Source organism: Mesorhizobium sp. M1142, from assembly GCF_040318565.1.
GTDB lineage: Bacteria > Pseudomonadota > Alphaproteobacteria > Rhizobiales > Rhizobiaceae > Mesorhizobium.
In genome coordinates this window covers 280,669-305,589 of record NZ_JAMYMK010000004.1, presented here as the reverse complement: position 1 = coordinate 305,589, position 24,921 = coordinate 280,669, and the positions used below count along the sequence as shown (strand labels likewise).

18 protein-coding genes are annotated in these 24,921 nt (G+C 60.3%); 15 read left to right on the top strand and 3 right to left on the bottom strand.

Features of this window, described 5'->3' with window-relative positions:
- The first annotated feature begins 2 nt into the window (after nucleotides 1–2).
- The 3 genes from NKH42_RS09885 (at nucleotide 3) to NKH42_RS09875 (ending at nucleotide 2,867) form a co-directional block, all read left to right on the top strand.
- On the top strand, nucleotides 3–1,001 hold the full coding sequence (locus NKH42_RS09885) for an ABC transporter permease (RefSeq protein WP_254818875.1): 999 nt from the start codon (nucleotides 3–5) through the stop codon (nucleotides 999–1,001).
- Nucleotides 998–2,179 (top strand): ABC transporter permease, encoded by a 1,182-nt coding sequence (locus NKH42_RS09880; RefSeq protein WP_254818876.1) that lies wholly within the window; start codon nucleotides 998–1,000, stop codon nucleotides 2,177–2,179. Before NKH42_RS09885 ends, NKH42_RS09880 begins: the two co-directional genes overlap by 4 nt.
- Before the next feature lie 208 nt (nucleotides 2,180–2,387).
- Nucleotides 2,388–2,867, top strand: coding sequence for a class I SAM-dependent methyltransferase (locus tag NKH42_RS09875; RefSeq protein WP_352506849.1), 480 nt, complete (start codon nucleotides 2,388–2,390; stop codon nucleotides 2,865–2,867).
- Nucleotides 2,868–2,903: 36 nt separating this feature from the next.
- Here the strand turns inward: NKH42_RS09875 and NKH42_RS09870 are convergent, their stop codons facing one another.
- Nucleotides 2,904–4,319, bottom strand: a complete 1,416-nt coding sequence (locus NKH42_RS09870; protein ID WP_352506850.1) for an adenylate/guanylate cyclase domain-containing protein — start codon at nucleotides 4,317–4,319, stop codon at nucleotides 2,904–2,906.
- Between the two features lie 198 nt (nucleotides 4,320–4,517).
- On the opposite strand from NKH42_RS09870, the gene NKH42_RS09865 reads away from it, so the two are divergent.
- From NKH42_RS09865 to NKH42_RS09845, 5 genes are all read left to right on the top strand, one after another.
- A complete protein-coding gene (locus NKH42_RS09865) occupies nucleotides 4,518–5,342 on the top strand; it encodes a hypothetical protein (RefSeq protein ID WP_352752080.1) in 825 nt (274 codons plus the stop codon).
- Between the two features lie 73 nt (nucleotides 5,343–5,415).
- Nucleotides 5,416–5,940, top strand: a complete 525-nt coding sequence (locus NKH42_RS09860) for a GNAT family N-acetyltransferase (protein ID WP_302895874.1) — start codon at nucleotides 5,416–5,418, stop codon at nucleotides 5,938–5,940.
- Nucleotides 5,941–6,063: 123 nt separating this feature from the next.
- A complete protein-coding gene (locus tag NKH42_RS09855) occupies nucleotides 6,064–7,449 on the top strand; it encodes a hypothetical protein (protein ID WP_352506852.1) in 1,386 nt (461 codons plus the stop codon).
- 210 nt (nucleotides 7,450–7,659) lie between these two features.
- Complete coding sequence (locus tag NKH42_RS09850; RefSeq protein WP_352506853.1) at nucleotides 7,660–10,959, top strand: ATP-binding protein; 3,300 nt, start codon at nucleotides 7,660–7,662, stop codon at nucleotides 10,957–10,959.
- A gap of 19 nt (nucleotides 10,960–10,978) precedes the next feature.
- Nucleotides 10,979–11,659, top strand: coding sequence for a redoxin domain-containing protein (locus NKH42_RS09845; RefSeq protein WP_254818884.1), 681 nt, complete (start codon nucleotides 10,979–10,981; stop codon nucleotides 11,657–11,659).
- 86 nt (nucleotides 11,660–11,745) lie between these two features.
- On the opposite strand, the gene NKH42_RS09840 is transcribed toward NKH42_RS09845, so the two are convergent.
- Nucleotides 11,746–14,601, bottom strand: coding sequence for a trifunctional glycosyltransferase/class I SAM-dependent methyltransferase/polysaccharide deacetylase (locus tag NKH42_RS09840; RefSeq protein WP_352752078.1), 2,856 nt, complete (start codon nucleotides 14,599–14,601; stop codon nucleotides 11,746–11,748).
- A gap of 387 nt (nucleotides 14,602–14,988) precedes the next feature.
- Between NKH42_RS09840 and NKH42_RS09835 the strand changes: the two genes are divergently transcribed.
- The 6 genes from NKH42_RS09835 (at nucleotide 14,989) to NKH42_RS09810 (ending at nucleotide 22,792) form a co-directional block, all read left to right on the top strand.
- Nucleotides 14,989–15,180 carry a hypothetical protein gene (locus NKH42_RS09835; protein WP_352506855.1) on the top strand — a complete coding sequence of 64 codons (192 nt, stop codon included), beginning with the start codon at nucleotides 14,989–14,991 and terminating at the stop codon, nucleotides 15,178–15,180.
- Nucleotides 15,181–15,217: 37 nt separating this feature from the next.
- Nucleotides 15,218–15,883 (top strand): DUF3450 domain-containing protein, encoded by a 666-nt coding sequence (locus tag NKH42_RS09830; RefSeq protein WP_352506856.1) that lies wholly within the window; start codon nucleotides 15,218–15,220, stop codon nucleotides 15,881–15,883.
- A 94-nt stretch (nucleotides 15,884–15,977) separates the two neighbouring features.
- Nucleotides 15,978–18,548 (top strand): OmpA family protein, encoded by a 2,571-nt coding sequence (locus NKH42_RS09825; protein ID WP_352506857.1) that lies wholly within the window; start codon nucleotides 15,978–15,980, stop codon nucleotides 18,546–18,548.
- Between the two features lie 15 nt (nucleotides 18,549–18,563).
- On the top strand, nucleotides 18,564–19,055 hold the full coding sequence (locus tag NKH42_RS09820) for a Rab family GTPase (RefSeq protein WP_254818889.1): 492 nt from the start codon (nucleotides 18,564–18,566) through the stop codon (nucleotides 19,053–19,055).
- Between the two features lie 3 nt (nucleotides 19,056–19,058).
- On the top strand, nucleotides 19,059–20,129 hold the full coding sequence (locus NKH42_RS09815) for an adenylate/guanylate cyclase domain-containing protein (protein ID WP_254818890.1): 1,071 nt from the start codon (nucleotides 19,059–19,061) through the stop codon (nucleotides 20,127–20,129).
- Nucleotides 20,130–20,566: 437 nt separating this feature from the next.
- Complete coding sequence (locus tag NKH42_RS09810; RefSeq protein ID WP_352754317.1) at nucleotides 20,567–22,792, top strand: mechanosensitive ion channel family protein; 2,226 nt, start codon at nucleotides 20,567–20,569, stop codon at nucleotides 22,790–22,792.
- A gap of 202 nt (nucleotides 22,793–22,994) precedes the next feature.
- Here the strand turns inward: NKH42_RS09810 and NKH42_RS09805 are convergent, their stop codons facing one another.
- Complete coding sequence (locus NKH42_RS09805; protein WP_352688519.1) at nucleotides 22,995–23,891, bottom strand: LysR family transcriptional regulator; 897 nt, start codon at nucleotides 23,889–23,891, stop codon at nucleotides 22,995–22,997.
- A 270-nt stretch (nucleotides 23,892–24,161) separates the two neighbouring features.
- Here NKH42_RS09805 and NKH42_RS09800 point away from each other — a divergent pair, with 270 nt between their 5' ends.
- On the top strand, nucleotides 24,162–24,896 hold the full coding sequence (locus tag NKH42_RS09800) for an SDR family NAD(P)-dependent oxidoreductase (protein WP_352473458.1): 735 nt from the start codon (nucleotides 24,162–24,164) through the stop codon (nucleotides 24,894–24,896).
- Nucleotides 24,897–24,921: the final 25 nt, after the last annotated feature.

Sequence of the window (24,921 nt, the reverse complement as noted above, 5' to 3'; positions counted from 1 at the left end):
GCGTGCTTCGATATTTGGTCTGGCGCATCGCCGTGATGGTTCCAACGCTGCTGGTCATATCGGCACTGGTGTTCACGATCATCGAACTTCCCCCAGGCGACTATTTCGACAGCTATGTTGCCGAGCTTCGGGCTCAGGGCGAAGCGGTGGATTCCGATCGCATCGAGATGATGCGCAAGGAATATGGTTTCGATAAGCCACCGGTCATTCGCTACTTCTACTGGGTCGGCGGGATGCTGCACGGCGATTTCGGCTATTCCTTCGAATATGAGCTGCCGGTTCGCGACGTCGTGGGGGACCGAATGTGGCTGACGGTGCTGGTTTCCTTCGTCACGATCATCTTCACCTGGCTCATTGCCTTTCCGATCGGCATGTACTCCGCCACGCATCAATACAGCTGGGGCGACTACGGCCTGACTTTCTTCGGCCTTCTCGGCCTTGCGATTCCGAACTTCATGCTGGCGCTGATCCTGATGTATTTCGCCAACATCTGGTTCGGCACGTCCATCGGCCATCTCATGGACCAGCAATATCTCGGCGAGCCGATGAGCTGGGCCAAGGCGAAGTCGATCCTCGCCCATCTCTGGATTCCGGTCTTGATCATCGGCACCGGGGGCACGGCAAGCATGATCCGGCGGCTGCGCGCCAATCTGCTCGATGAATTGCATAAGCAATATGTCGTGACCGCGCGCGCCAAAGGCCTTCATCCCTTCAGGGCGCTGGTCAAATATCCGCTGCGCATGGCGCTCAATTTCTTCATTTCGGATATCGGCTCTATCCTGCCGGCCATCATCTCCGGTGCCGAAATCACGGCGATCGTGCTGTCTTTGGAAACGACCGGGCCGATGCTGATCAAGGCGCTGCAAAGCCAGGACATGTATCTCGCAGGGTCGTTCCTGATGTTCCTCGCCTTCCTGACGGTCATCGGCGTCCTGATTTCCGACCTAGCGCTGGCGCTACTTGATCCGCGAATTCGTTTGCAAGGCGGCAGCACCAAATGAACACGCAATCGCCGCTGCCCGCTCCGGGTGCCCCACTGCAACACTACGTTTCCATCGAGCCCTTTGACCTGCAGTCGGTCGAGGCGATGACGCCGGAGCAGGAGAAGGTCTTTCAGGCGTCGCAGCTGCGGCTGATGTGGTGGAAATTCCGCCGGCACCGGCTTGCCCTTGTATCCGGCATATTCCTGGCAACGCTTTATTTCGGGATACTGATCTGCGAGTTCCTGGCGCCCTACGATCTGCACACGCGCAACATGGACTACATCTATTCGCCGCCGCAGCGGGTGCACCTGTTCCACAACGGCCAGTTCGTCGGGCCGTTCGTCTATGGCCGCCAGATGACGCTGGATATGGACACGCTCAAGCGAAACTACATCGAGCAACAGGATGATGTTCAGCGGATCCGTTTCTTCTGCAAGGGCGACAAGTACCGGTTCTGGGGCCTGATCGAAGGTGACAGGCATTTTGTCTGCCCCGCCGAAAACGGCCAGCTCTTTCTGGCCGGCACTGACAGGCTGGGGCGCGATGTGCTCTCGCGCATCATCTATGGCGCACGCATTTCACTGACAATAGGCCTCGTCGGCATCAGTTTCAGCTTCCTGCTCGGCATTGTCATCGGCGGACTGGCCGGCTATCACGGCGGTATCTTCGATCTGATCGTTCAACGGATAATCGAAGTTCTGCAATCGATCCCCAGTATTCCGCTATGGCTGGCTCTGGCGGCGATCATGCCGATAACCTGGAGTCCGATCCTGATCTATTTCGGCATCACCGTCATCCTCGGGCTGCTCGACTGGACCGGACTGGCGCGGGCCGTGCGTTCGAAGCTTCTAGCCTTGCGCGAGGAGGATTACGTTCTGGCCGCGCAATTGATGGGCGCCAGAAGCAGCCGCATTATCCGCCGACACCTCATTCCCGGGTTTATGTCGCATCTGATCGCGACGGCAACGATCTCCATACCCGGCATGATCCTGGGCGAGACGGCGCTGAGCTTCCTCGGGCTCGGCCTGAGGGCGCCGATAACCAGCTGGGGCATCCTGCTCACCGAGGCGCGCAGCGTCAGCGTGATCGCGTTCTATCCATGGCTGCTTTTGCCGATGCTCCCCGTCGTTCTCGTCATCTTGGCGTTCAACTTCCTCGGCGACGGGTTGCGGGACGCCGCGGACCCCTACAAGTGACATCGCTATTCCGCCGCGCGCCGCGCCGCCGACTCCACCCGGTATGATCCTTGTCGGCAGCCTGTTCGCTTGTTGCAGTGTTCATCGTTCGCCTCTACACGCGGCAAGACTCGATCGGGGTTTAACACGTCGCCTCTGGTTTCAGCCGCGAAACGCTCTGGTCGGGGGCAGTTGATTTCGTGGACTTGTTCAGGAGATACAATCGCGCATGAGTCGCCTCGACAGTTTCATCCGGAGGATGACCGCACAGCGCGACATACTCGATCATGTCTGCGCCGAGGTGGCGAAGATAGAGGGCCCCGTGCTCGAGCTCGGCCTCGGTAATGGCCGGACGTTCCACCATCTGCGCGAGCGCCTGCCCGGACGCCGGATCATAGCGTTCGACCGCGCACTTGCCGCACACGCCAGCTCAATTCCCGAAGCTGAAAACCTCGTGCTCGGCGAAATACGCGAGACGGCGAGCAGGTTCATTGGCATCGACGCCGCCCTTGTTCATGCCGACATCGGCACCGGCTATGAAGATCGCGATGCAGTGATCTCTACCTGGCTTCCCGATCTGACCGCGCGCCTACTTCGCGTCGGCGGCATCGCGGTCAGCGGCACGCCGCTCGATCACCCGCAGTTGCAACGCCTCCCGCCGCCACCTTCGGTTCCCGCCGATCGTTATTTTATCTGTAGGCGAGTGTGAGGGGCCGGGACGAGCCAAATCTTCAGGGCCAAGCCTTCAGGGGATCGTGTATACTGCTATCTCCCGGTCAATGCCGCGCAGCGAGACCTCGTGGGGCACGGGCGTCAGCGCGTTCCTGTGTAAGAGATCGGCGGTGAGATTGTCGTCGACCACCGATCGAGTGGCGAAGATCGCCTGTGCGTTGGCAAGGTTCTGGACCCGCGAAGCAATGTTGACCGTCTGGCCGAAATAGTCCTGTCGCTCATTCATAGACACGGCGATGCAAGGGCCGGCATGGACTCCGATCTTGAGCAGCAGATCCTCGCGCCCGCTCTTGTCGTTGAGCGTACGCATGGCATCGCGCATCCTGAGGGCTGCAGCAATCGCACGATCGGGCGTCGCGAAGGTCGCCATCACCGCATCACCGATCGTCTTCACCACCGCGCCTGCCTCCGCCGTGACGATCTCGTGCAGAACCTGGAAATGCTCGCGCACGAGATCGAAGGCTGAAAGGTCGCCCACCCGCTCGTAAAGCTCGGTCGATCCGCGCAGGTCGGTGAACAGGAACGTCAGGCTGGTGATCTTCAGGCGCTGGTTGATGTCGAGTGTATCCGTGCGATAGAGATCGCGGAACGTCTGGTTGGTGAGCAGGCGCTTGGCGGTCAGGAAGGGCCGGCGTTTTCCCAGGAAATCATGCAATGCCTGGCCGGCGATGAAGACCGTCGGCAGCACGCGGGTGTCGGTCCGGTTTTCCAGCGAAATGCGCAACGGGCCGGGTTGCATCTCCAGCGTCTGGTTCTGAACATGGTCGCGGTCGAAGGCCAAAGAGAGGCTTCGGCGCTCCTTTGTTGGTTCGCCCTTCCCGTCGATGAACTGCGCCGAGTGGGTGACCGGCTCGAAGACGATGATGAATTCGGACGGAAGCTGTATGGGCAGAACCGCCTTTTCACCGGGCGCAAGCTCGATATCCTCCAGCGAGAACGCTTCCATCTTTTCCGCGAAATGCTCTTCCGGCAGATCGACGCCGGACGCCCAGTAGATCTGGCGGAAATATTCCGCCACCGGCAGTTCGTGTGGATTGTGGGCGGCAATCCTGCGCACGCGGGGACTGACGGTGAATGTCACCTCGACCATCTCGTCGAGGGTCGGTGAATAGCCCTCGGAGCACAGCGCGCAGGTGTATTCGTCCTTTTGCAGGGTTTTCAGCGTGGCGTTGGTGTCGAGCACGCCGCCACAGCCGGGGCACAGAACATTCCAGGAAATGTCGAAGATGCCCACCCGCGCGGCATGGAGAAAGGCGCCTATTGCGCGCTCCTCGTCGAGGCCATGCTTGCTGGCGAAGGCTGGCGCATTGATGCGGCAAAGTTCGCGGTCCTCGCCCTCCGCGATGGTTCGCTTGATCGCGTCGATCGCCTGTGGATCGACATCGGCCGATTGTCGCAGAAGTGAGAACAGATCCTGAGCTTCGTTCATCGTGCAGGCTCCGGAAAATGCACCCCGTGGCGTTTTGACCGAACCGGTCTTTGGTCCGAATGCTCCATCTTACTTCGAAACGAACCGTGCGGCCATTCGAATGGATAAGCCTGGTGACCGTTCACTTAGGCCGATTTTAACCGGCCGCAAGCAGCATTATGATGGTCCATGGAGCCTTCATCTTTGGGATTTTCTCCCATGCCGACATCCGACAATCCGCCATTTCCCGCGACCCTGCGCCTTTTCTCTGCGGTCGTCATCATCGTCCTGATCGTAGGCGCCGGCCTGTTTTTCGTGCCTGTTCTGGTCAAACCGGGCTGGCCTTGGGCCGTCACGCCGTTCAATGCGCGCTTTCTCGGCGGCTTCTACACCGCCGAAATGGTCGTGATGGCGGCGCTGCTGGCCTGGAATCGCTGGTCGCCCGGCAGGCTCGTGCTCGTCATGGCCTTCATCTTCACCTTCATCGTGTCGGTGGCTTCGTTCATCAATCTCGGCTATTTCAACTTCGAGCGCAAAGCGCCCTGGCTGTGGTTTTTGGTCTATCTTGCTTCGGTCGCGGTATCCGGGCTGTTCCTGTGGCGGGCCAGAGCCCGTCCTTCTGCGAAAGGCGTGACCTTAAATCCCGCATGGCGCGGCTACATGCCGGTGGAATCCGCGATCCTTGGGCTCTATGGCGTCGGCCTGTTGCTGTTTCCCCTGACATTCAGTGGCATCTGGCCATGGCCGATCGATGCCTTCCACGCTCAGGTCTACAGCGCAATCTTCCTCGCCGGTGCGGGCGGTATATATCTCGTCTGGAGAAGCGCGCCGCGCGAGGAACTGCTGGTGCTCGGGTTGGCACAGTTTCTGGTTGGCCTGCTTGCCATCCTCGGCGTCGTCATCACCGACGCTGCGGTGCACCGGATCGACTGGACGGCGATCGGGACATTGTGCTGGCTCACGCTTTTCGGCTGGATCGGCATCAGCGGCGTCTTCAAACTCTACGCCGCCTCCCGGTATTTCAGCTCGCAATCGGCATCATAGGTTGAGAGACGGCTGGATTTTCAGGTGGCGTCCGGTGCATCGTACCGGTCCGATTGCCTTCGCCGGGAACGCCATGACCAGCACGACGTCGCCACCCTCCGAGAAAAGCCAGCCGCTGCTCCGGTCCGTCCGGCCAAGCGATGCGGAGGCGCTTTGCGCTATTTTCAACATGCCGGGCTTCCGCCAGGGCACGCTCAGGATGCCTTTCGAGATGGTGGAGCAGGTGGCGCGGCGCATCGCCAAGTCCGGCCCGGAAACCACCTGGATCGTTGCCGAGCTGGACGGCAAGGTCGTCGGCCATGGCAGCCTGGTCGTGCAGGGTTCACCGCGCCGTTCGCACATCGGCGAGATCAATATCGGCCTTGACGATGCCTTTGTTGGCAAAGGTATCGGCTCTGCCATACTTGGCGCGCTGCTTGACGTGGCCGACAACTGGCGCGCCCTGAAGCGAGTCGAATTGACCGTCTATGCCGACAACGAACCGGCCCTCCGTCTCTACAAGAGCCACGGCTTTGAGATCGAAGGCCGGCATGTGAAGGCCGGCTTTACCGACGGGCAGTACCACGACCTCCTGAGCATGGCCCGGCTGCGGTTCTAAGATCCGCTGTTTGCCTTGGCTGTTTAGCCAATCTGACAATTTGTGCCGAGTCAGCGAACAGGGCTGCATCCAGCAAGTCTGGTCTCGCTTGGCGTTTACACCGCAAGCGGCTAGACGGGACCAATGACCGCCGTCTTTGATCCAACCCCTACCCCTCCGCTGGAAATTCTGGCTGTGCTGTCGCTGCTCTGCCCGGAGGTCGTGCGCGACATCGAGCAGAACTGGAATGCACCGGTTTCCGATTACGCCCGCCATCTGTGGCGGCCGGTGGCAAGGCCTGCATCGGGCCCGGCGATCGCTGCCCGCTCGATCCTGCGCGAAGTCCTGCATCAGCGCCTCGATAGGATCATGCGGCCTGAGGAGATCGGCAAAGCCCTCGACGAGTTCGAGCACAGACCGGTGATTCAGTCCGGCCTGCACTGCCTGCTTCTGATGGACCGGATCACCTTCGATGCCCTCCTGCTTGCCTGGCTCGGCGCGGTCGAAAACGGGCTGTCGGCCTTCGTCGGCTTCATGGGAACGACGATGACCATGGAGACAGTTGGCCGGGAGGGGCCGGGATGGCTCGATGTCGGCGACGACAAGGTCAACCTGTTCGGCATGGGGCGCCACAAACTGTGCCGCAAAAGCGCCTGCGTGGCCGGTCCCGTCTCCCTCAACAAGCGCGCGCTCGAAGCGGTGGGCGATGAAACGGATGCCAGCCGCTGGCTGGGCACACTGCTTGCCAGCCAGGACAAGGTGTTTGAAACCGCCGCCGATGCGCTGACTGCCCTGAACCACGATCTGGTCGCCAATTGGGATCGTGCCGGCATGGCCCTGCCGGTTTTCATCGATGATCGGGCCGCCGCGGCTGCCATGGCGCGGCATCTGGAATATGACGGCGGCCTTCTTTCCAGACTGCTCATTGAACCCGCAAGACGCCAGCGTCTCGAACGTGCCTGGCAAGAGGCCGCATCGAGCCCATTTGGCAGATTCCTGCCCAATGCCACGGACTATTTCTGGGGCATTCGCGAGGAGCGCGTGCGCAAACTCGTTCTCGAGAACGGGCACCTGATCGAGCCCGACAGGCCGCAAGGTCTTTCCATCCCGTTCGAGCGGCCGTATCTCAGGCAGGCGCTGCTGGACGGCGTGCTGCTGCCGAACTTGTTCCTGACGTTCCTCGTCCTTGCCATATTGCCGCGCGCGCGGGTCGTGGGGGGCCTGAGACAGATTGGCTATGTAGCGCTTTTCCACTCGATCCTTCTGGCCGCGCTAGACGAAAACGCGCCGGAAGAGCGCGATCTGGCTGCGGAGCTGCAGGTTCGGGAAAATGCCTGGGGCATGCGGGTCATCGATGAAAAGATCTCAGTCCGCGAGCAGCTTGCCGGCCTGCCGGAAGGAGCGCTCTTCCCGGACCTGCTCCGGCAATACCGATTGCGGACATTTGCCGAGACGACCGACGACCTAAAACTGGTTCGCGAAAACGCCAGATGGCGCAAGATCGGCCAGGCAGAGATCAAGCCGACCTGAGCCTAAGTCACAACCGCAAGCTGACAGCGAGCCAGCCGTTGCATCAAGAGGTCATGCGTAGCGCTCTGCCACCGGACCCACACGGATGGCTCGATGCCCATTTGCGCTGCCGCTTGCTCGTCGACGGCTATCGGTGCATCCTTGTGAATAGCCTGGCCGTGCAGTGCGGGCGAGATCACGCCGTCACGGCCACTAGTGAGGTCTTGTTCGATGGACTGCTCGGGCTGCGGTTTCGAGATTGAGGGCGGTTACGCCTTCTGTCCGAGGTGTGGCAGGCGCCAGCCCGTGCCATGCGCCAGTTGCGGCTACGCCTGCGCACCTGATTTCGAGTTCTGTCCGAAATGTGGGGCAAGCGTCGGTGCGCCCGCAAAAGCCGTCGAACGGCCTGCTCCGGCACCAAGCCGGACCATTGTGCCGCCTTCTCGAACTCCGTCGCTGCTTCCGAACATCGAAAGCGAAGAAGGGCTGCATCCCGTCTCCGACGCCGATCGCCGGACGGTAACGGTCCTGTTCGCCGACCTTTGCGGCTTCACGACACTCAGCGAGCAGCTCGACCCCGAGGTCATGCAAGCGCTGCAGAATAAACTGTTCAAGGAATTGACGGCGGCCGTGCGAAACTTTGGTGGTTTCGTCGACAAATTCATCGGCGATGCACTGCTCGCTTTGTTCGGTGCGCCGGTCGCGCATGAGGACGATCCGGAACGTGCGCTTCGCGCCGCTCTCGACATGATCGCCCGGACGGCGCGGCTCGGCGAAAGCACCCCCCACTCCGGCTCGCCTCTGTTACTCCACATCGGCATAAACACTGGTCCGGTCGTTACTGGCGGATTGGGCATCGGCACCGCCAGATCCTATTCGGTGACCGGCGACACAGTGAATACGGCGCAACGCCTGCAATCGCTGGCCGCACCGGGTGAGGTGCTGGTAGGCGAGCTCACTCACAGGCTGACCCGGCATGCCTTCTCTTACGAGTCACTGGGTGATGTCGTGTTTCGCGGCAAGGCTGGCAGCGTGCTCGTCCATCGACTGGACGCACCGCTAGCGGTGCCGCGCCCAGCGCGCGGGCTCGAGGCGCTCGGCCTCAGTGCGCCACTAATAGGTCGTGGTGCGGAGCTCAATAGAATGATGGCGAGCCTTGACCAGGCGTGCGGCGGCTCGGCCCAACTTGTCCGCCTCGTCGGAGAAGCCGGCATCGGGAAATCGCGGCTGGTGAAGGAGTTCGTCGCCCGCGTCGGCGACGAGGAGCGTTTTCGCAACGTCGTCGTGCGGCAGGCCACGTGCTCACCGCTGGGCGAACAATCTTTTGGCGCCTTGGGCGCCGTGGTGCGCAGCGCTGCCGGGATGATGCAAAACGACAATGGGGACGAAATGCGGGGGAAGCTCGCAGGCTTGCTTGCCGATCTCGGCCTGCAGGGCGAGGAGGCGAAGCGGCTGATGCCTTTGCTCTATCATGTGCTCGGCCTTGGCGACCCCGATGCCACCTTGCAGCATGTCGAGCCTGAGCAGTTGCGGCGGCAAATTCTCTACGCAGTCCGCACAATCATCGAACGGCGGCTTGCGTTGTCGCCGCTGTTGATCGTCGTCGAAGACCTGCACTGGGCCGACGCCGTGTCGCTCGAGGCACTACGTTTCGTGATGGACAGGTTAGAACGCACGCGGTTGATGTTGCTGGTCACGCATCGTCCGGCGCCGGACAACGACCAGCTCGACTCAAGTCGGGTCAGTCACACAGCGCTCAGGCTTCCGCCGCTCAATGGTGATGACGGACGCAGGCTGCTCGCGGCGCTTTTCGGCGAGAGCTGGGTAAACTCCGCAGGAGGGCTTCTCGATCAGATCCTCGAGCGCGCGGGCGGCAACCCCCTTTTTGTAGAGGAGATTGTTCGCGGCCTTATCGATCGCGGTGTACTGATGCGAGAGGGCCAGCGATGGCGGACTGTGGCCGGCGAAGTCGCAACCGGCATCCCCGCCACTATCCAGGCGATGTTGCTTGCCCGCGTCGACCGGCTGCCCCCAGAGGTGCGCCGGTTGGCTCAGGAGGCCGCGGTAATTGGCCCGCGTTTCGATGCCACACTTCTGAAATCCGTGACGGCCGACCCCGGCCGGCTTGAAGCCGGCTGCGAACTGCTTTGCGATGCGGAAATCATCGAGGAAGTTGCCGGATCAGGCTCGGTCTTGTCGCAAAGCTACCGCTTTACGCAAACATTGCTGCAGGACGTGATCTACCAGAATCTGCTCCTGCAACGCCGGACCGACATCCACGGGCGGGTCGGTGCTGCCTTGGAGCAACTGTGCGGCGACCAGCCGGAACGGCTCGAGGATTTGACCGTGCTCGGTCATCATTTCGCACAGAGCGCCGAGCGGGAGAAGGGCGCGCATTACCTGCGGGCGGCAGGCGATCGCGCTCGCATGATATACGCCAACGACGACGCCCTTCGTTTCTACGAGCGAGCACTGACAGCATTGGACGCGATCGGGCAAACACCGCTCAAACTGGCAATTGCAGAGCGCATTGCCGATTTGAGCGGCCCGGCAGGCCGCCGCGAGATCGCGCACCACCACTACGAGACCGTGTTGCAGGCATATCGCGAAGCGGCCAATCACGTCGCCTCGGCGCGAGTTTTGCGTAAGATCGGTCGGCTGCTCTGGGACGTCGGCAAGCGGGACAAGGCAGAACCCTGCTATGCTGAGGCGGCAGCGCTCCTCGATGGGGCGGATGCCCCGATCGAGCAGGCGCATCTGTGGCAAGAACGTGGCCGACAGGCGTTCCGTAGCGGAGATCACGCTCTCGCGGCAAAATGGGCAGACGCGGCGCTGGATTGCGTACGCAATCTGACAACGGAGCATGTCTCCGAGGTTGGGTGTGATGCCACTCTTGTGACCGCCGAGGCACTCAATACCAAGGCTGTCGCGCTGGCTCGCCTCGGGCGAAACCGTGAGGCCGTGCGTCAGGTTGAGCGTAGCATTGAATTGGCCGAAGCCGCCGGTCTGCTGGGCGCGGCCTGCCGCGGCTACACCAATCTCGGCGTGCTATACACGACCATCGATCCGGCACAGGCGATGGAGGTCTGTCGGCGCGGTCTTGAAGTGGCGCGCCGTATTGGTGATTTGGGTTTCCAGGCGCGCCTCCTCGCCAATCTGGCGGTCGCTTGTTGTACTTTCACGGATCGCTGTCCAACGGAGGGCATACCTGCTGCCGAGAAGGCCATCGAGATCGACAGGGCGCTCGACCAGCGCGAGCACCTGCCGGTGCCGTTGATCGTGCTTGGGCAGATCCACCAGTGCAACGGCCGTCCGGACCTGGCCGTTGGTTTGTTCCACGAAGCACTGGACGTAGCCCGCGAAACGGGCGAACCCCAACTGCTGTTTCCGTGCTATGATGGTCTTGCAACGCTTAATCTCGACCTCGACAACCTGGCCGAGGCCGAACGCTACTTTTCCCTGGCGCAGGGTATTTGCGCCCAGCACGGGCTCGACCCGGAAGCGCTCGTGGTGCTGCCTTTTCTCGACTAGCCGGGGTTGGAGGTTGGAAATGTCCGCGCGTAGTGACTTGGTGCCGCTTCAACCGGGCGACCGTGCGCCGAACGTGGTACTCGACGCCATTACCCAGGAAGGCAAGATCGCGCTTGACGACTTTCGCGGACAAAAACCGGTGCTGGTCGGCCTGTTTCGAGGTCTGCATTGTGCGTTTTGCCGGCGCCATATCGCCGCCCAGGCGCGGCTTGATCCGGAGCTGCGCGAAAAGGGCGTGGAGAGCCTGACGGTGGTCAACACGCCGATCGAACGGGCGCGTCTCTATTTCCGCTACCATCCGATGCCGAATCTGCTTGCGGCCTCCGACCCTGAACGCGCTTCACATCGTGCTTTTGGACTGCCCAATCTCGAATTCACCCAAAACGAGACGAACTGGCCGTACAAGGTCTCGATGGCAGCGGCAAAGGATATGCGGGTCGACATACCAGGCGAGTTGCCCGGTCCTATGGATCCTCTTGAGGCCAGCGAAATCCTCAACAAGAAGGACCATTACGAACTGACCGAAGCCGACGAGCAGATGATAGCAACGGGACACGGACAATTGATCGGTCAGTTCCTGCTGGACCGGCAAGGGATCGTCCGCTGGAGCTTCACGGAGGTTCCAGAGGGCGGGCGATACATGTTTGGGGCGCCAAGCCCGCAGGAGCTGATGTCAGCCGTGTCCCAAGTCGCCCAATAGACTTGCGAACGAGGTAAGCGGAGCGGGACGCTGAACAAAACGCGGAACCAACTTGTTACAAATCTAGACACTGACAAGTTCACGGTTCATGCGAGCACGGCCTCGACAACCGCAACAAAGTCATCGAGCGAACGATCCCCACGAATCTCGATGCGCGGAAGGTCGATGGGATCGCAATCGAGGTCCGCCGGCCCGTGTCTGCCGCCGAAGCCGATTCGATAGCCGCACTCCTTGGCCAGCCTGCCAAGCCGTCGGTCGGTGACTGAGAAGGGTGCCGCGAACGCCGCGGTTGGCCGACCGGTCCACCGTTCGATGAACATACGAGAGCGCAGAAGCTCGGCGGCCAAGTCAGAGCTCGACAGACCATCGATCGCGCGATGCGTCGCCAGATGGCTTCCGAAGAAGGCGCCTTCGCCGGCGAGGCGTCGCACCGTCCCGGCGTCCATAAGCTGCGTCGGCGGGCCGCTGTAGGCGTCCCACTGTGCACTTTCACCCACCAAGTCCGTCACCAGGAACACTTCCGCGGTGAGGTCGTTCGCGCGCAGGATCGGCCAGGCATGGTCGGCAAAGTTCTGGAAGCCGTCATCGAAGGTGATGAGCACTGGGCGGCCAACGAAAGGCTGACGGTTGGCGATGAACCATTCCAGCTGCTCGGAGCTAATCGCGTGAAAGCCATTGGCGCGCAGCCATGTCATTTGGCTGGCGAATGCGGCGGGCGTGAGCCGAAAACGGGCGAGCGCGGCCGGACCTTCATCGGAGACGCTGTGATACATGAGGACAGGGATACGCTGCCGCCGCTCGCTACGTGCGACGTCGCGGCGCAAGGCCCGCGCCCCGCCCCAGACGATTTTTCGCGCGACCCCCATATCGATGCGCGCGCGGATTGGCACATGATCAATGACTGGTTCCGTCGCCACGTCGCCTGGTGACAGGCGGCGGAAGCGGTCTATGCGATAGAGCTCGGTCTGGATCGATTGCTCGAGGACAAGACCTTCGGTCCCTGCCAGCGTCTCCGAGATCGCTTGTGCACCGAATGTGTTCCAGTCGAAGCCCGTCCTCTCAGGATTGTCACGTAGCACGAATGCGTGTGCGCTGATGAAGCTGCCGCCAGGCGCCAATGCCTCAACGACTTTCTTGGCGAAGCGTTGCAACTCGGCGAGATCATCCAGGTAGTAGAGCACTTCCGAACAGAAGATCAGATCCATCTCACCCGGCAGCGTATCCGCCATGAAATCCAGTACGCCGAACTCAACGTTCGGCTGATCGCTGCATCGCGCGCGCGCCCGCTCGATGGCTATGGCGGAGATGTCAGTTGCGGTCAAATGGCTCACGCGCGGCGCCAGTTGCCGCGTGAAGTGGCCTTCCGCACAGGCCAGCTCAAGCGCCCGTCCAATGGGACCGGCAGGCAGAATTTCGAGCTGCCGCTCATATTTCTCCTGCTCATAGGACGAACCGTAATTCCAGGGATCCTCGGTCGCGAAATAGCCATTCCAGAACGACGTGCGATCCTTGTCGTGCCTGGCCCGTGCGCGGCGCAGCGCCGGGGGAGGCTCTGCAGGTTCGGTGCTCGACCGAACCAGCTCCCGCGCTTGCTCGGCCAATTGGGCGAGTTTGCCGAAGTGACTGTCCGGATCGGACCGGCCTTCAAGCCGCTCGGGGGACACGACATTCAGGATCAATTCGATCCAATAATCCCTTGTCACTGTCCCAAGTACGCCGAATTGCACGACAGCCTCGATCTGGCCATCCATCATCAGATAGGCATAAATTTGATCGATTCCTTGCGGAAGTTCGACCGTGGTCGGATTTCGCGCGTCGACACGAATTCCAAGTGTCCGCGCCAGCCTGCGCGGCGCGGCGAGATCGTCGACGTCGAGCAGCATTTGCTCAAGATGATACTGGACGCGGCGAGCCGCGTCGGGATTGTTCCAGACCTTGCCGAGTTCGATGATCAACTCGGTGAGGGAGCCGCCGAACCTGTCCCACCTGGCAGCCAATTGCGCTGGCACCGACAGGCTTCCGACCGCTAGGCCATCGAAGATCACCTTGGCGATCTCTCGCGCCCCTTTGCGTCCTGGCGGGAGGGCGCGCAGGGACTGCGGGTTGATCGAGCGCGAGCCGCTGCCGCAATCCGACGCGGCGTTCCACAACGCGAACCACGCGAGTGCCTCGGAGGCGGTACCGCCGTTCGCCTCGATCGCTCCATTGGCGTGAGCCGACGCCGGGTGTTTGACCCTGGGATCGGCGGAAAAGCCGCGGGCGATCACGATTTCAGCATCTGCCAGCATCTGCGTCGAACTGCGGCTGAGCGCGTTGGGGCTGGTCCGATAGAAAGCGAGCGGCTCATCGACCATCACCCAATTTTTGCCCAGACGTGCGAGGCGCTGCCACAGGTCCCAGTCCTCGCAGGTGCGCAGCGACACATCGAAACCGCCCAACTCGACAATTGTCTCCCGGTCGACCAGCAGCGCGTGAATGGCGATGGCACGTCTGCGGGCGAATGTCTCGAAGGGCTGAATCGCAACCTCCGTTGCGATGCTCGACGGGGTGAGTTCGCCATCGGGCATCTCGCGCCGGGAACCGCAATAGGCGGCCACTGCATCGGGAACGGATTTCAGTGCGGCCAGCATTTTTGCGAGGAAGCTGGCATCCACCCAATCGTCGGCATCCAGAAACATGAGCCAGCGGCCGCGCGCTGTCGAAATCCCGCTATTGCGCGCGCCGGCGGCGCTATACGCGCAAGACCTCAACGTCCGAAATCGGGCATCGTGCTCTACATAACCGGCGATGATCGAGGGGGTGCGGTCCATGGAGGCGTCGTCGACGATGATCGCCTCCCAATCCACTATTTCCTGATCGAGAAGGCAATCGAGTGCGCGCGCGAGCGTTACCTCCGCGTTGTGCGCAGGAACCACGATTGAAACCAAGGGATCACGCGCCACGCCGTCTTACCCGCGCCCGGTTCGAACGCACAACAAGACGCGTTGATCTTTCTTGGCGTAGGTCGTCACAATCCACGCCGATCAGTCCGTCGACCCATCGTCCATCACCCCTATATCCAGTATCCGGTAGGTCTGCCTGCCGGCAAGCGTTGTGCCGACGGTTTGCTCGGCATTGAAAATCGGTACCATACCGCCTTGCGGTAGCATTGTCCTGGATCATCGAGCTTTCGTTTTCTTCGGCAAGAGTCGGCGAATGTCAAAACCGGATGACGGCATCGGATGGCAGCACTGCGCTGTCAAGATCGGGGCAAATTAGAGGCGGGCAAAAAAGACTTGAACACAGGCTGAATGGCAGCGCGCATGCCCGACGGCTTGGAGCTGAGGTCGATGCGCCAGGGCATCTCCGCTCTCGCATTTCATCGGCAAAAAGATGATCGCGGGCGAAGACACGAGCGCAAGCTGATCCGGATCGAGCCGCATGTCGAAATCTATCCGAATGGGGACGCACGAACCGACTTGAGCCGAGAAAATTCCGGCTTGCGGGTCGGCTATTTTGCTGACATGTTTATCAGTTTCTAAATTAGCGCTGTGGCAATGTCAAAAGAAGGGGCATGGGATGGCCAAGGAATCTTCGAGTACCGCTTCTTCGGCAAATAAAGCGGACGCAAATCTGACAAGTAATGCAGACGGAAGCGGGCTGAACTTCATGGCGGGCCAGGCTCGCGAGAGCGGGCCTCCCGGCGACGCTGTAGGTGTCGACAAGATACGTGATCTGCTGTTCGGCAACCAGATGCAGGACTATGACCGCCGCTTTTCCAAGCTTGAAGAACGGGTCTTGCAGCGCTTCAAGGATGTCGAATCCGAGGCCAAGCGCAATCTTGAAATGTACGAGTCAAATGCAAAGAAGCAGGTCGACTCGCTTGCGGCGCAATTGCGGAACGAAAAAGACGCGCGAGCCGACGCCGATAAAGAGATTGATCGGAATCTTCGCGAGCAAAATCAGGCGCTCGAAAAGCAGGTGCGCGCGTTGTCGGATCAGTTGAGCGAGCTTGAGCGGGAAGTTGCGGACCGGATAAATCGAAACGATCATTTGCTGCGTGAGGAAATCAAGCAAAAGAATGAAAGCATTCAGATGCTGATGGAGAAAATGTTTTCCGATCTTGGCAATGTCAAGACTGACCGAAATCTTTTGGCTGGCCTGTTTGTCGAGGTTGCAAAATGTCTAAATCAGGATCCCGTCGGCAGCAAGAACAACTCGGAGCGTACCTGGAAAGTGAGTTGATGGGAACTTGACGTCGACTGTCGACCCAATCAGCCTCCCTAAAAGAGCGGCTTCGAACGATACAGAGATTGATCGCGAGGCTCTGGCTCGCCTTTTGATCGAAATTGCCCGGAACGTTGATCCGGACTATCGTGCGCGTCTCGACGGAATCCCAACCGCCGATCCTCGCATGGAAACGCTTCGCCAGTTGCTGGTCGGCCGCGAAATTTCGGAGCTTTCACGAGTTACCCACCTGCTCGACGAACCTGAGCAGCTTGCGGCGGCAGTGGGGGGCGTCCTCCCCGGTGCAGCCGCACGCGCGTCTCATGCGCAACTCGGCGAGGCCCTTGCGCCAGTTGTCGAGAGGGCTGTGCAACGGTCCATCCAGAAAAGCCCGCGCACGCTGACGGATATATTATACCCGGTGTTTCTGCCGGCTATTCGCAAGTCGATCGGCGAAAAGATCGACCAAACCTTTCAGTCGCTGAATGAAACCTTAAGACACATATTTACTTGGCATGGGCTCAAGTGGAGATTTGAAGCTTGGAGAACGGGGGCAAGCTTCTCAGAAGTTGTTCTTAGGCATTCTCTTGTCTATCGTGTAGAACATGTCTTTCTCATTCACCGCAATTCCGGGCTTTTGATCAAGCATGTAACTGCCGAAAACGCAACCAGCGAAGATCCTCAACTGATTTCCTCGATGCTTAGTGCAATTCAGGATTTTGTAAAAGACTCATTTAACGAGAAAGAACAGAGTGGCCTGGACACTATCCGTTTCGGGGAGCTTCGTCTCTGGTCGGAAGTTGGGCCGTTTGCGACCTTGGTTGCGGTGATCCGGGGAAATCCGCCGGAGGAATTACATGAAATAATTCGCGATGTATTGCTTCGCATCCATGATGAATGCTCACAGGCCCTGGAGCAGTTTGACGGCGACAGTTCGCAGTTGGCCGGCGTCGAGACGCAGTTGCAGACCTGCGTTGATCTGAAGCAGGAGGAATCAAACCAGGGATTTCCGTGGCTGGTCCTGGCTGCAGTCCTGCTGGTTTTGATTCCCGCAGGCGGTTGGTTCTTTCTTTCCTGGCAATCCGGGCAGCGCTGGCAGGCGTATGTGTCGCGACTGGGGATCCAGCCGGGCATCATCGTTGCCGACCAAAAGGTGCGCGATGGCCAATTCTATATTACCGGCCTGAGAGACCCTCTTGCCGCCGACCCGCAGTCGCTGTTGGCCGGAACGCAGGTCGATCCCGCCCGCGTTCATTCACACTGGCAATTCTATCAGAGTCTTGAGCCGGAGTTCGTGTTGAAGCGGCTGACGGCGTCGCTGGTTCCGCCGGATTCAGTACGACTTTCGATCGTCAATGATCGCATCGTTGCCGAGGGGGAGGCTCCCGACACCTGGATAGATCGGGCGCGCGCAGCAGCCCAGCAACTTTCGGCAGGTGGACCGGAATTCGATATCTCCAGGGTTCGTGATGTGAGCCCCGAAGCACGCGCGGCGGAGCGCTGGCAGACTTATGTGTCGCGACTGGAGGCCCAGCCGGGTATTATCGTTGCCGAACAAAAGGTGCGCGATGGCCAATTCTATATTGCCGGCCTGAGAGACCCTCTTGCCGCCGACCCGCAGTCGCTGTTGGCCGGTACGCAGGTCGATCCCGCCCGCGTTCATTCGCAGTGGCAATTCTATCAGAGCCTTGAGCCGGAGTTCGTGCTGAAGCGGCTGACAGCGTCGCTTAACCCGCCGAAATCGGTTCGGCTTTCGATCGTCGAGGATCGCATCGTTGCCGAGGGTGAGGCTCCCGACACCTGGATAGATCGGGCGCGCGCAGCGGCCCGACAGCTTTCGGCAGGCGGACCGGAATTCGACATCTCCAAAGTTCGTGATGTGAGCCCCGAAGCACGCGCGGCGGAGCACTGGCAGGCCTATGTGTCACGACTGGAGGCCCAAGCGGGAATCATCGTCGCCCAGCAAACGGCGAGGGGCGGACATTTCTATATTTCCGGCCTGAGAGACCCGCAGGCCGCCGACCCGCAGGTTCTGCTGTCCGGAACAGGGGTCGATCCTGCCCGCGTTCATTCGCAATGGCAATTCTATCAAAGCCTTCATCCGAAGTTCGTGGTGAAGCGGCTGATGGCGTCGCTGACTCCGCCGGATTCAGTACGGCTTTCGATCATCAAGGATCGCATCGTTGCCCAGGGTGAGGCTCCTGCCGCCTGGATAGATCGGGCGCGGGTCGCCGCCCAACAGCTGTCCGCGGACGGACTCTCTCTAGAACTCTCCGAGCTGCGTGAGTTGACCCCTCCGGAACTGACTCATTTGAGGGAGGCTATTCAAACGGTCAGCATTTTCTTCGATTCTGGCAAGGCTGTACCGGGACCAGAGCAACTGCCGGTTCTCGACAAATTGGCGAGTCAGTTGAAGGAATTGGCCACGGACGCCCGCAAGGCAGGGGTAACAGCACAATTCATGTTGACCGGCCATTCGGACGAGACGGGCCGTGAAACGGCCAAGTTGTCGATCAGCGCGGCGCGCGCGGAAACAGTTCGTGCGCTTCTCAAGAAACGCGGCGTCGATCCGGAATTGCTCTTGGTTCGCGGCGCGGGCACCTTTGAGCCAGCGGAGACTGAAAATAGCCGAACCGGGAGCTCCGCGAACCGCAGAGTTTCGGTTACGGTAAACTTCCACTAGGCGGAGCCCAGGATATTGCAAAAGAAGATCTGCATGTTGGGCGGGTTCGCTGTCGGAAAGACGAGTCTGGTTCGCAGGTTTGTGCAAAGCATCTTTTCAGAAACCTACTTGACCACGGTGGGAGTGAAAATCGACAAGAAGAGTGTCGCATTCCCGGACAAAACCGTGGATCTGATTTTGTGGGACTTGGCCGGCGAAGACGATATCGGCTCATTCCGCGTCAGCTATGTGCGAGGTGCGAGTGGGCTCGTGCTTGTCGTCGATGGAACACGCGCTGCTACTCTTGCCGTGGCGCTCACGTTGCGCGAGCGGGCCGAGGCTGAATTCGGCGCTATGCCGTTTGTATTGCTGTTCAACAAATCCGATCTGGCCGATCGGTGGGCAATATCGGATAGTGAAATTGACGAACTGAGGCAACTTGGATGGCAAATCTATCTAACAAGTGCGCTTTCGGGTGAACATGTTGATGATGCGTTTCGTCAACTTGCTTCGATGGTCAGCAAATAAACCATGCATGTCTTGCCAAGAGAAGTTAGAAGCTGGATTTACGATTTCTTCTACAACGAGCGCTCGGTCGCATATCTAAAAATCGACGCCCAGCTTTGCGTAGCTGCGAAGGGCGGTAACGTTAAACATTACGGACTCTCGTCAGTTCGCATAGGTAAGCCTGTTGCCGAGCAGCTTGAATTCATGGAAGGTTTGTTGCCCTGCCCGGAGCTTCCATTTGATATGGACATGGTCGAACTGCCCGGCGGGCGTGTCGCGGACCTCCATCTTTTTGCTGACAATGCCTGCGTGTGGCTGCTCTTTCTTGACGCCGCTGCCGAACGCGACAATAGGCAGCGGCTTCAACAGAAGGCTTATGAAATGACGCTTCTGCAAGAGAGGGAGCGTCAACTCAACGAGAAATTACAATCGATGAACGAGGCGTTGAGGGCGAGCCAAGAGGGATTGTCGCGTGAATACCAACGCGCCGAAGCCCTACTCCTCAACATTCTTCCGGCGTCGATCGCGGAGCGCTTAAAAGCGGACGAACAAATTGCAGACAACCATGCTGACGTGAGTGTGCTTTTTGCCGACATCGTCGGTTTTACGGAAAGAGCGCGGAGCGTCGGAGCCGTAACGACGCTCGCTATTTTAAATTACTTCTTCAAGGCGGCGGATCTGCTCTCGGAGCAATACGGCTGCGAAAAGATCAAGACAATCGGCGATTGTGTAATGGTGGTCGCTGGCCTGCCCGCCGCGCGATCCGATCATGCGGAAGCCCTTGCGCACTATGCACTTGAACTGCGCAACGAGGTCAAGCGCGAACGCTTCGCAGGAGAACCGATAAGACTCAGAATTGGAATTCACTCAGGACCAATCGTGGCGGGCGTCATAGGCAAAAGGCGGTTTGCCTATGACCTATGGGGCGACACCGTTAATCTCGCCGCACGTATCCAAACGTCCGCGGAGCCCGATGAAATCCGCATTTCGGATGCAACTCATCAACTGCTTGGACCAAATTTTGCTTGCGACCCACTCGAGGAAACGGAATTGCGTGGTACAGGTCGTGTGCGAATGTGGCGGCTCCCGGCCTGATTTGCCGCATGGCAGCGCCGACTCGGAAGCGCATTGCATCTCAAGCAACATCATGGTTTCCAATGTCCGCAGCGGTGCGCGAAGCAGTTGACCACCGAGCGACCGCCAAAGGTCTGTCCTAGTCAGTTCAGGAAATCAGTTCCTGAGGTTTAACGTCGATGCCCAGTTTATAGAACGGCCGGAGACCTGGGCCGAGGTCGGAATGCCCTGCCCCCGCGGCTAAATAAACACCGCCAAGTACCCGGCGCAAGGTCCGGCTCGGAACGATGACGTCTTGCACCGCAACATCGGTTTCTTCAAGGTAAGGCAACAACGGACATAGATGTCGTTGCTTGCCGATTTGACCGGAAGGTTACAGCACGATGCCACGCATCACTCGACGATTGGGGGCCAGGAATCTGGCGTGCCCGGCACGGCGTCTCGGAGACCTGACTGCGATGCTTGCCTTGATTGCCAGGCCGCTCGTCTTTGGGATCGCCCTTTTGTTGGCTGGTCAGGCACAGGCGCAGGCGCCGGCGACGGTCCCGCCTGAAAGGGTCAAACGGCTGTTCGAGCTTCTCGACGATCCGTCAGTGAAGGCCTGGGTGGCCGAACAGCGAAATCAGGACGCCGGGTCAACGGGAGCGCCTGCCGAGCCAGGGGCTTCGCCGACCGACGCATCGTCCGGCGCCGTGGCCGCACCAGGCCCGATGAATACGATGGCATCCTCGACGCTCGATGGGATCAGGCATCATATCGAAAGAATCGTGCGAACTTTGCCCTTGCTGCCAAGCCAGTTCGCGCGCGTTCGGGCAGAGACAATGGAGGATATGTCCAGCAAGGGGCCTGCCGGCGTATTTGTGCTGATTGCAATGTTCATCGCTGCCGGCCTGGCGCTCACTTGGGCAACGTACAAGCTCACCCGCCCATTTCGTCTCTGGATTATCGCGCAACCGAAGGATACGCCCGTTGGGCGAGCCAAGAAGATTGGTGGCCGCCTGCTTTATTCCAGCCTGCTGATAGTCTCTTTCGCACTGGGCAGCGCCGGCGCATTCATGTTGTTCGACTGGCCGATGCTTATCCGCGAGATTGTACTGACATTTCTGATGGCGGCAGTCGTTACATGGGGTGTGCGCATGTACGTCATGGCCATGCTCGTCCCTTCCTTCATGAACGTCGAGAACGCCGTCGAGGTTCGTGCTTTGCCGATCACCAACGACGCGGCTGACCATTGGTCCTATTGGCTACCCCGGATCGTCGGCGTCTTCGCCTTCTTCGGCGCCGCGTTTATCCTCTTGCCAGGTCTCGGCATCGATCAGGACGGAATGATGGTCCTGTCACTGGGCGCCGATTTCGTGCTGCTGTTGCTCCTGCTGCTTGCCATTTGGCGTCGGCCAAGAACGCAGCGAGACGGTGCGAGCCACATCGGTCACACGGAAGCGACATGGCTATTGACTGCTTATTTCGTCGTCCTGTTCCTGCAGCGTATCGCCGGCCTTAATACATACTTCTGGTTCACCTTCGCCGCATTCTTCCTGCCTTTGGCGATCGTGGTGACGCAGCGCGGGGTTAATTTCGTTCTGCGGCCAGGTTCGGAAGATGTCGGCCGGCCCACGATCCCGGCGGTGACGATCGCTGTCATCGATCGCGGAATCCGAATGATTTTCATCCTGGCGGCGGCTTACCTTCTCGCACGTGTCTGGGGTCTGGACATGCAATCCGTGCGGGACAGCGATACGACGACGACGTTCATATTGCGCGGCTTGATCAATGTCGTGGTGATTGCCCTCGCCGCCGACTTCGGCTGGTCGATCATCAAAGCTTTGATTGAACGAAAGCTCGGCATCGAAACACCGCACCCTGTGATCAGCGACGAGGACGTTCCGGTCCTCGATCCGCAGCAGGCGCGGCTGCACACGCTCTTGCCGATCCTCCAGAACATTCTGCTCGCATCGATCATCGTGATGGCGGTGCTTATGATGCTCGCCTCGCTGGGAATCCAGATCGGCCCATTGATCGCCGGCGCCGGCGTCGTCGGCGTCGCCGTGGGCTTTGGCGCACAAACCATCGTCAAGGACGTCATTTCAGGCGTGTTTTTCCTGCTCGATGATGCGTTCCGTGTCGGCGAATACATTTCATCGGGCAATTACAAGGGTACTGTGGAAAGCTTCTCGCTGCGCTCGGTGAAGCTGCGCCACCATCGTGGTCCGCTGTTCACGATACCTTTCGGTGAACTCGGGGCAGTCCAGAACCAGAGCCGTGACTGGGTTATCGACAAATTCAACATCACCGTTGGTTATGACACCGATATCGACTTCGCTCGCAAGCTGATCAAGCGGATCGGCCTCGAACTGGCGGAAGATCCCGAGTTCAAACACTGGGTGCTCGACCCGATCAAGATGCAGGGCGTGCAGGAGTTCGGGGAATACGGCATCGTATTGAGGGTCAAGGCCACAACCAAACCGGGAGGCGCCTTCGGTATGAAGCGCAAATTCTATGTACGCCTCCGCCAAGTCTTCAAAGAGCAGGGCATCGAACTCCCATTTCCGACCGTCCAGGTCCAGGGGCTACAGAACCCACATGGGGCAGAGAATGCGCCGTTGGAGATCACACCCGAGTTGAAAATGGCCGTTGCGCAGTCGCACACTATTCGGCGCAGAAAAAAAGCCAGCACACCGGAGTAGGAAAGCTGTGACACCTGCCGGTCACAGCGTCGCTTTCCGCGCATCCCCCGTGGCAGGGATACTCTTCTATCTTCAACCGTTAAGACGAAAAAGACGGTCACGAGGCAGTCTACAACCAGAGTCCCTCCCGAGATTTACATCGGGCTGCGTAAGTTGATACAGCGGTACGCTCGAGACAGCGCCATCGGCTACCTGCCGCGCGTCAGTCACGCGATAAGGACCGTCCCGCGAGAAGCGGCGCGTACGCGGCGAGCGTGCGGGATACGAACTCGGTGAAGAGCCGCACTCGCTTCGTCTTGCGTGTCTCCCCCTGTGTGAGAAGCCAGAGCGTTCCGTACATGTGCAGGTCGGTGCCCGGCACCCTCACCAGTAGGGGGTCGGCATCTCCGACGAAGCACGGCAGTGTCGTCATCCCGAGCCCTTGCCGTACTGCAACGATCTGCGCCTCGCCGTCCGTGGTCCTGAACGGAACCCCCGTGGTACGAACCTCACCCTCGCTGGCCCAATCCGGGATGCCATGAATGCTTATGACGATCCACCGGATGGGATCAGGCGCGCCCGCACGCCACGCGGCTAGTCGATCGCGAGACATGTAGACGCCGCCGAACAGCTCCGGTCCCTTCAGGCCGAGAAGATTGAGCGGCAGGGTTTTGCGGTCGTAGACGACGCGGATCGCGACGTCGGCCTCCCGGTTGGTCAGATTTGCCAGCTCGCCGGACGACAAGATTTCCATCTCGATGTCCGGATGCAGACGCGCGAAATCGGCGAAATCCGGCATGAGCAGGTGTGTCGCGAGGGGCGGTGCCAGCGTCACCCGCAGAAGCCCGCGCACGCTCTGGTCGCGCCCGAAGACGCGCGTCTCCAGCTGGTGCGACGACGCTTCCATCTGGTTCGCGAGCTCGAGGACCTCCTCGCCCGCAGCCGTCAGGCGGTAGCCCGAAGGCAGCTTTTCGAACATGTGCGCCCCGAGGCGTTCCTCGAGCTGGGCGATGCGCCGCAGCACGGTCGAGTGATTCACCCCGACGCGCTCGGCGGCGGCCCGCACCGAGCCTCCGCGCGCGACGGCAAGAAAATAGCGAACGTCATCCCAGTCGATCATGGTGCAATCCGGCACCGCACGGTGCGCCTTCCAAAGCCCGTATCTAACACATCGAACAGCAGTACGGGCGGTCAATCATAGCTTATGTCGACGAGCGCGGCCCAATTCCGAACGGCGGACATCGATCGTCGCGGCTGGCGTCCCGCCGGATCGATTTTGCACCACCGATGTGCGCGCTTCCGCACTCAACACCTGACGCCGGCGGACCTATTTCGAGGTTCTCGGGGGTGTCCCCGCACAACCAAAGGCGAAGGCCTGGAAGGATAAGTCATGGGAAAGCTTGAAGGGAAGGTTGCAGTCATCACCGGCGGCGCTACCGGCATCGGCCGCGCCGCAGCAAAGCGCTTCATCGAGGAGGGCGCCTTCGTTTTCATCTTCGGCCGCCGGCAGGAAGCGCTCGACGCCGCTGTGGCCGACCTCGGGCCCAATGCCCGCGCGGTGAAGGGCTCGGTCTCCGATCTGACCGACCTCGACCGACTTTACGCTGCGGTGAAGGCCGAGCGTGGAACCCTCGACATCGTCTTTGCCAATGCCGGGGCGGGAAGCCAGCTTCGGCTCGGCGAGATCACCGCCGAGCACATTGACGAAACCTTCGACACCAATGTGAAGGGTACGATCTTCACGATCCAGAAGGCGCTGCCGCTGATGAGCGAGGGCGGTTCGATAATCCTGACCGGATCGAGCGCTGGCACCACTGGCGCCCCGGGGATGAGCGCCTACAGCGCGAGCAAGGCGGCAGTGCGCAACCTCGCGCGGACCTGGGCGGAGGACCTAAAGGGCACCGGCATCCGGGTAAACGTGCTGTCGCCCGGGGCCACTGCGACCGAGCTAGCGAAGGAAGCGCTGGGCGAGGAGGGCCAGAAGGTCTTCGCCTCGATGACTCCGCTCCAGCGCATGGCCGATCCGGCGGAGATCGGGGCGGCGGCGGCCTTTCTCGCGTCGTCGGACAGCAGCTTCATGACTGCCAGCGAGGTCGCCGTTGACGGCGGTCTTGCGCAACTCTGACGCGCTAACCCAGCGCCGTTGAAGG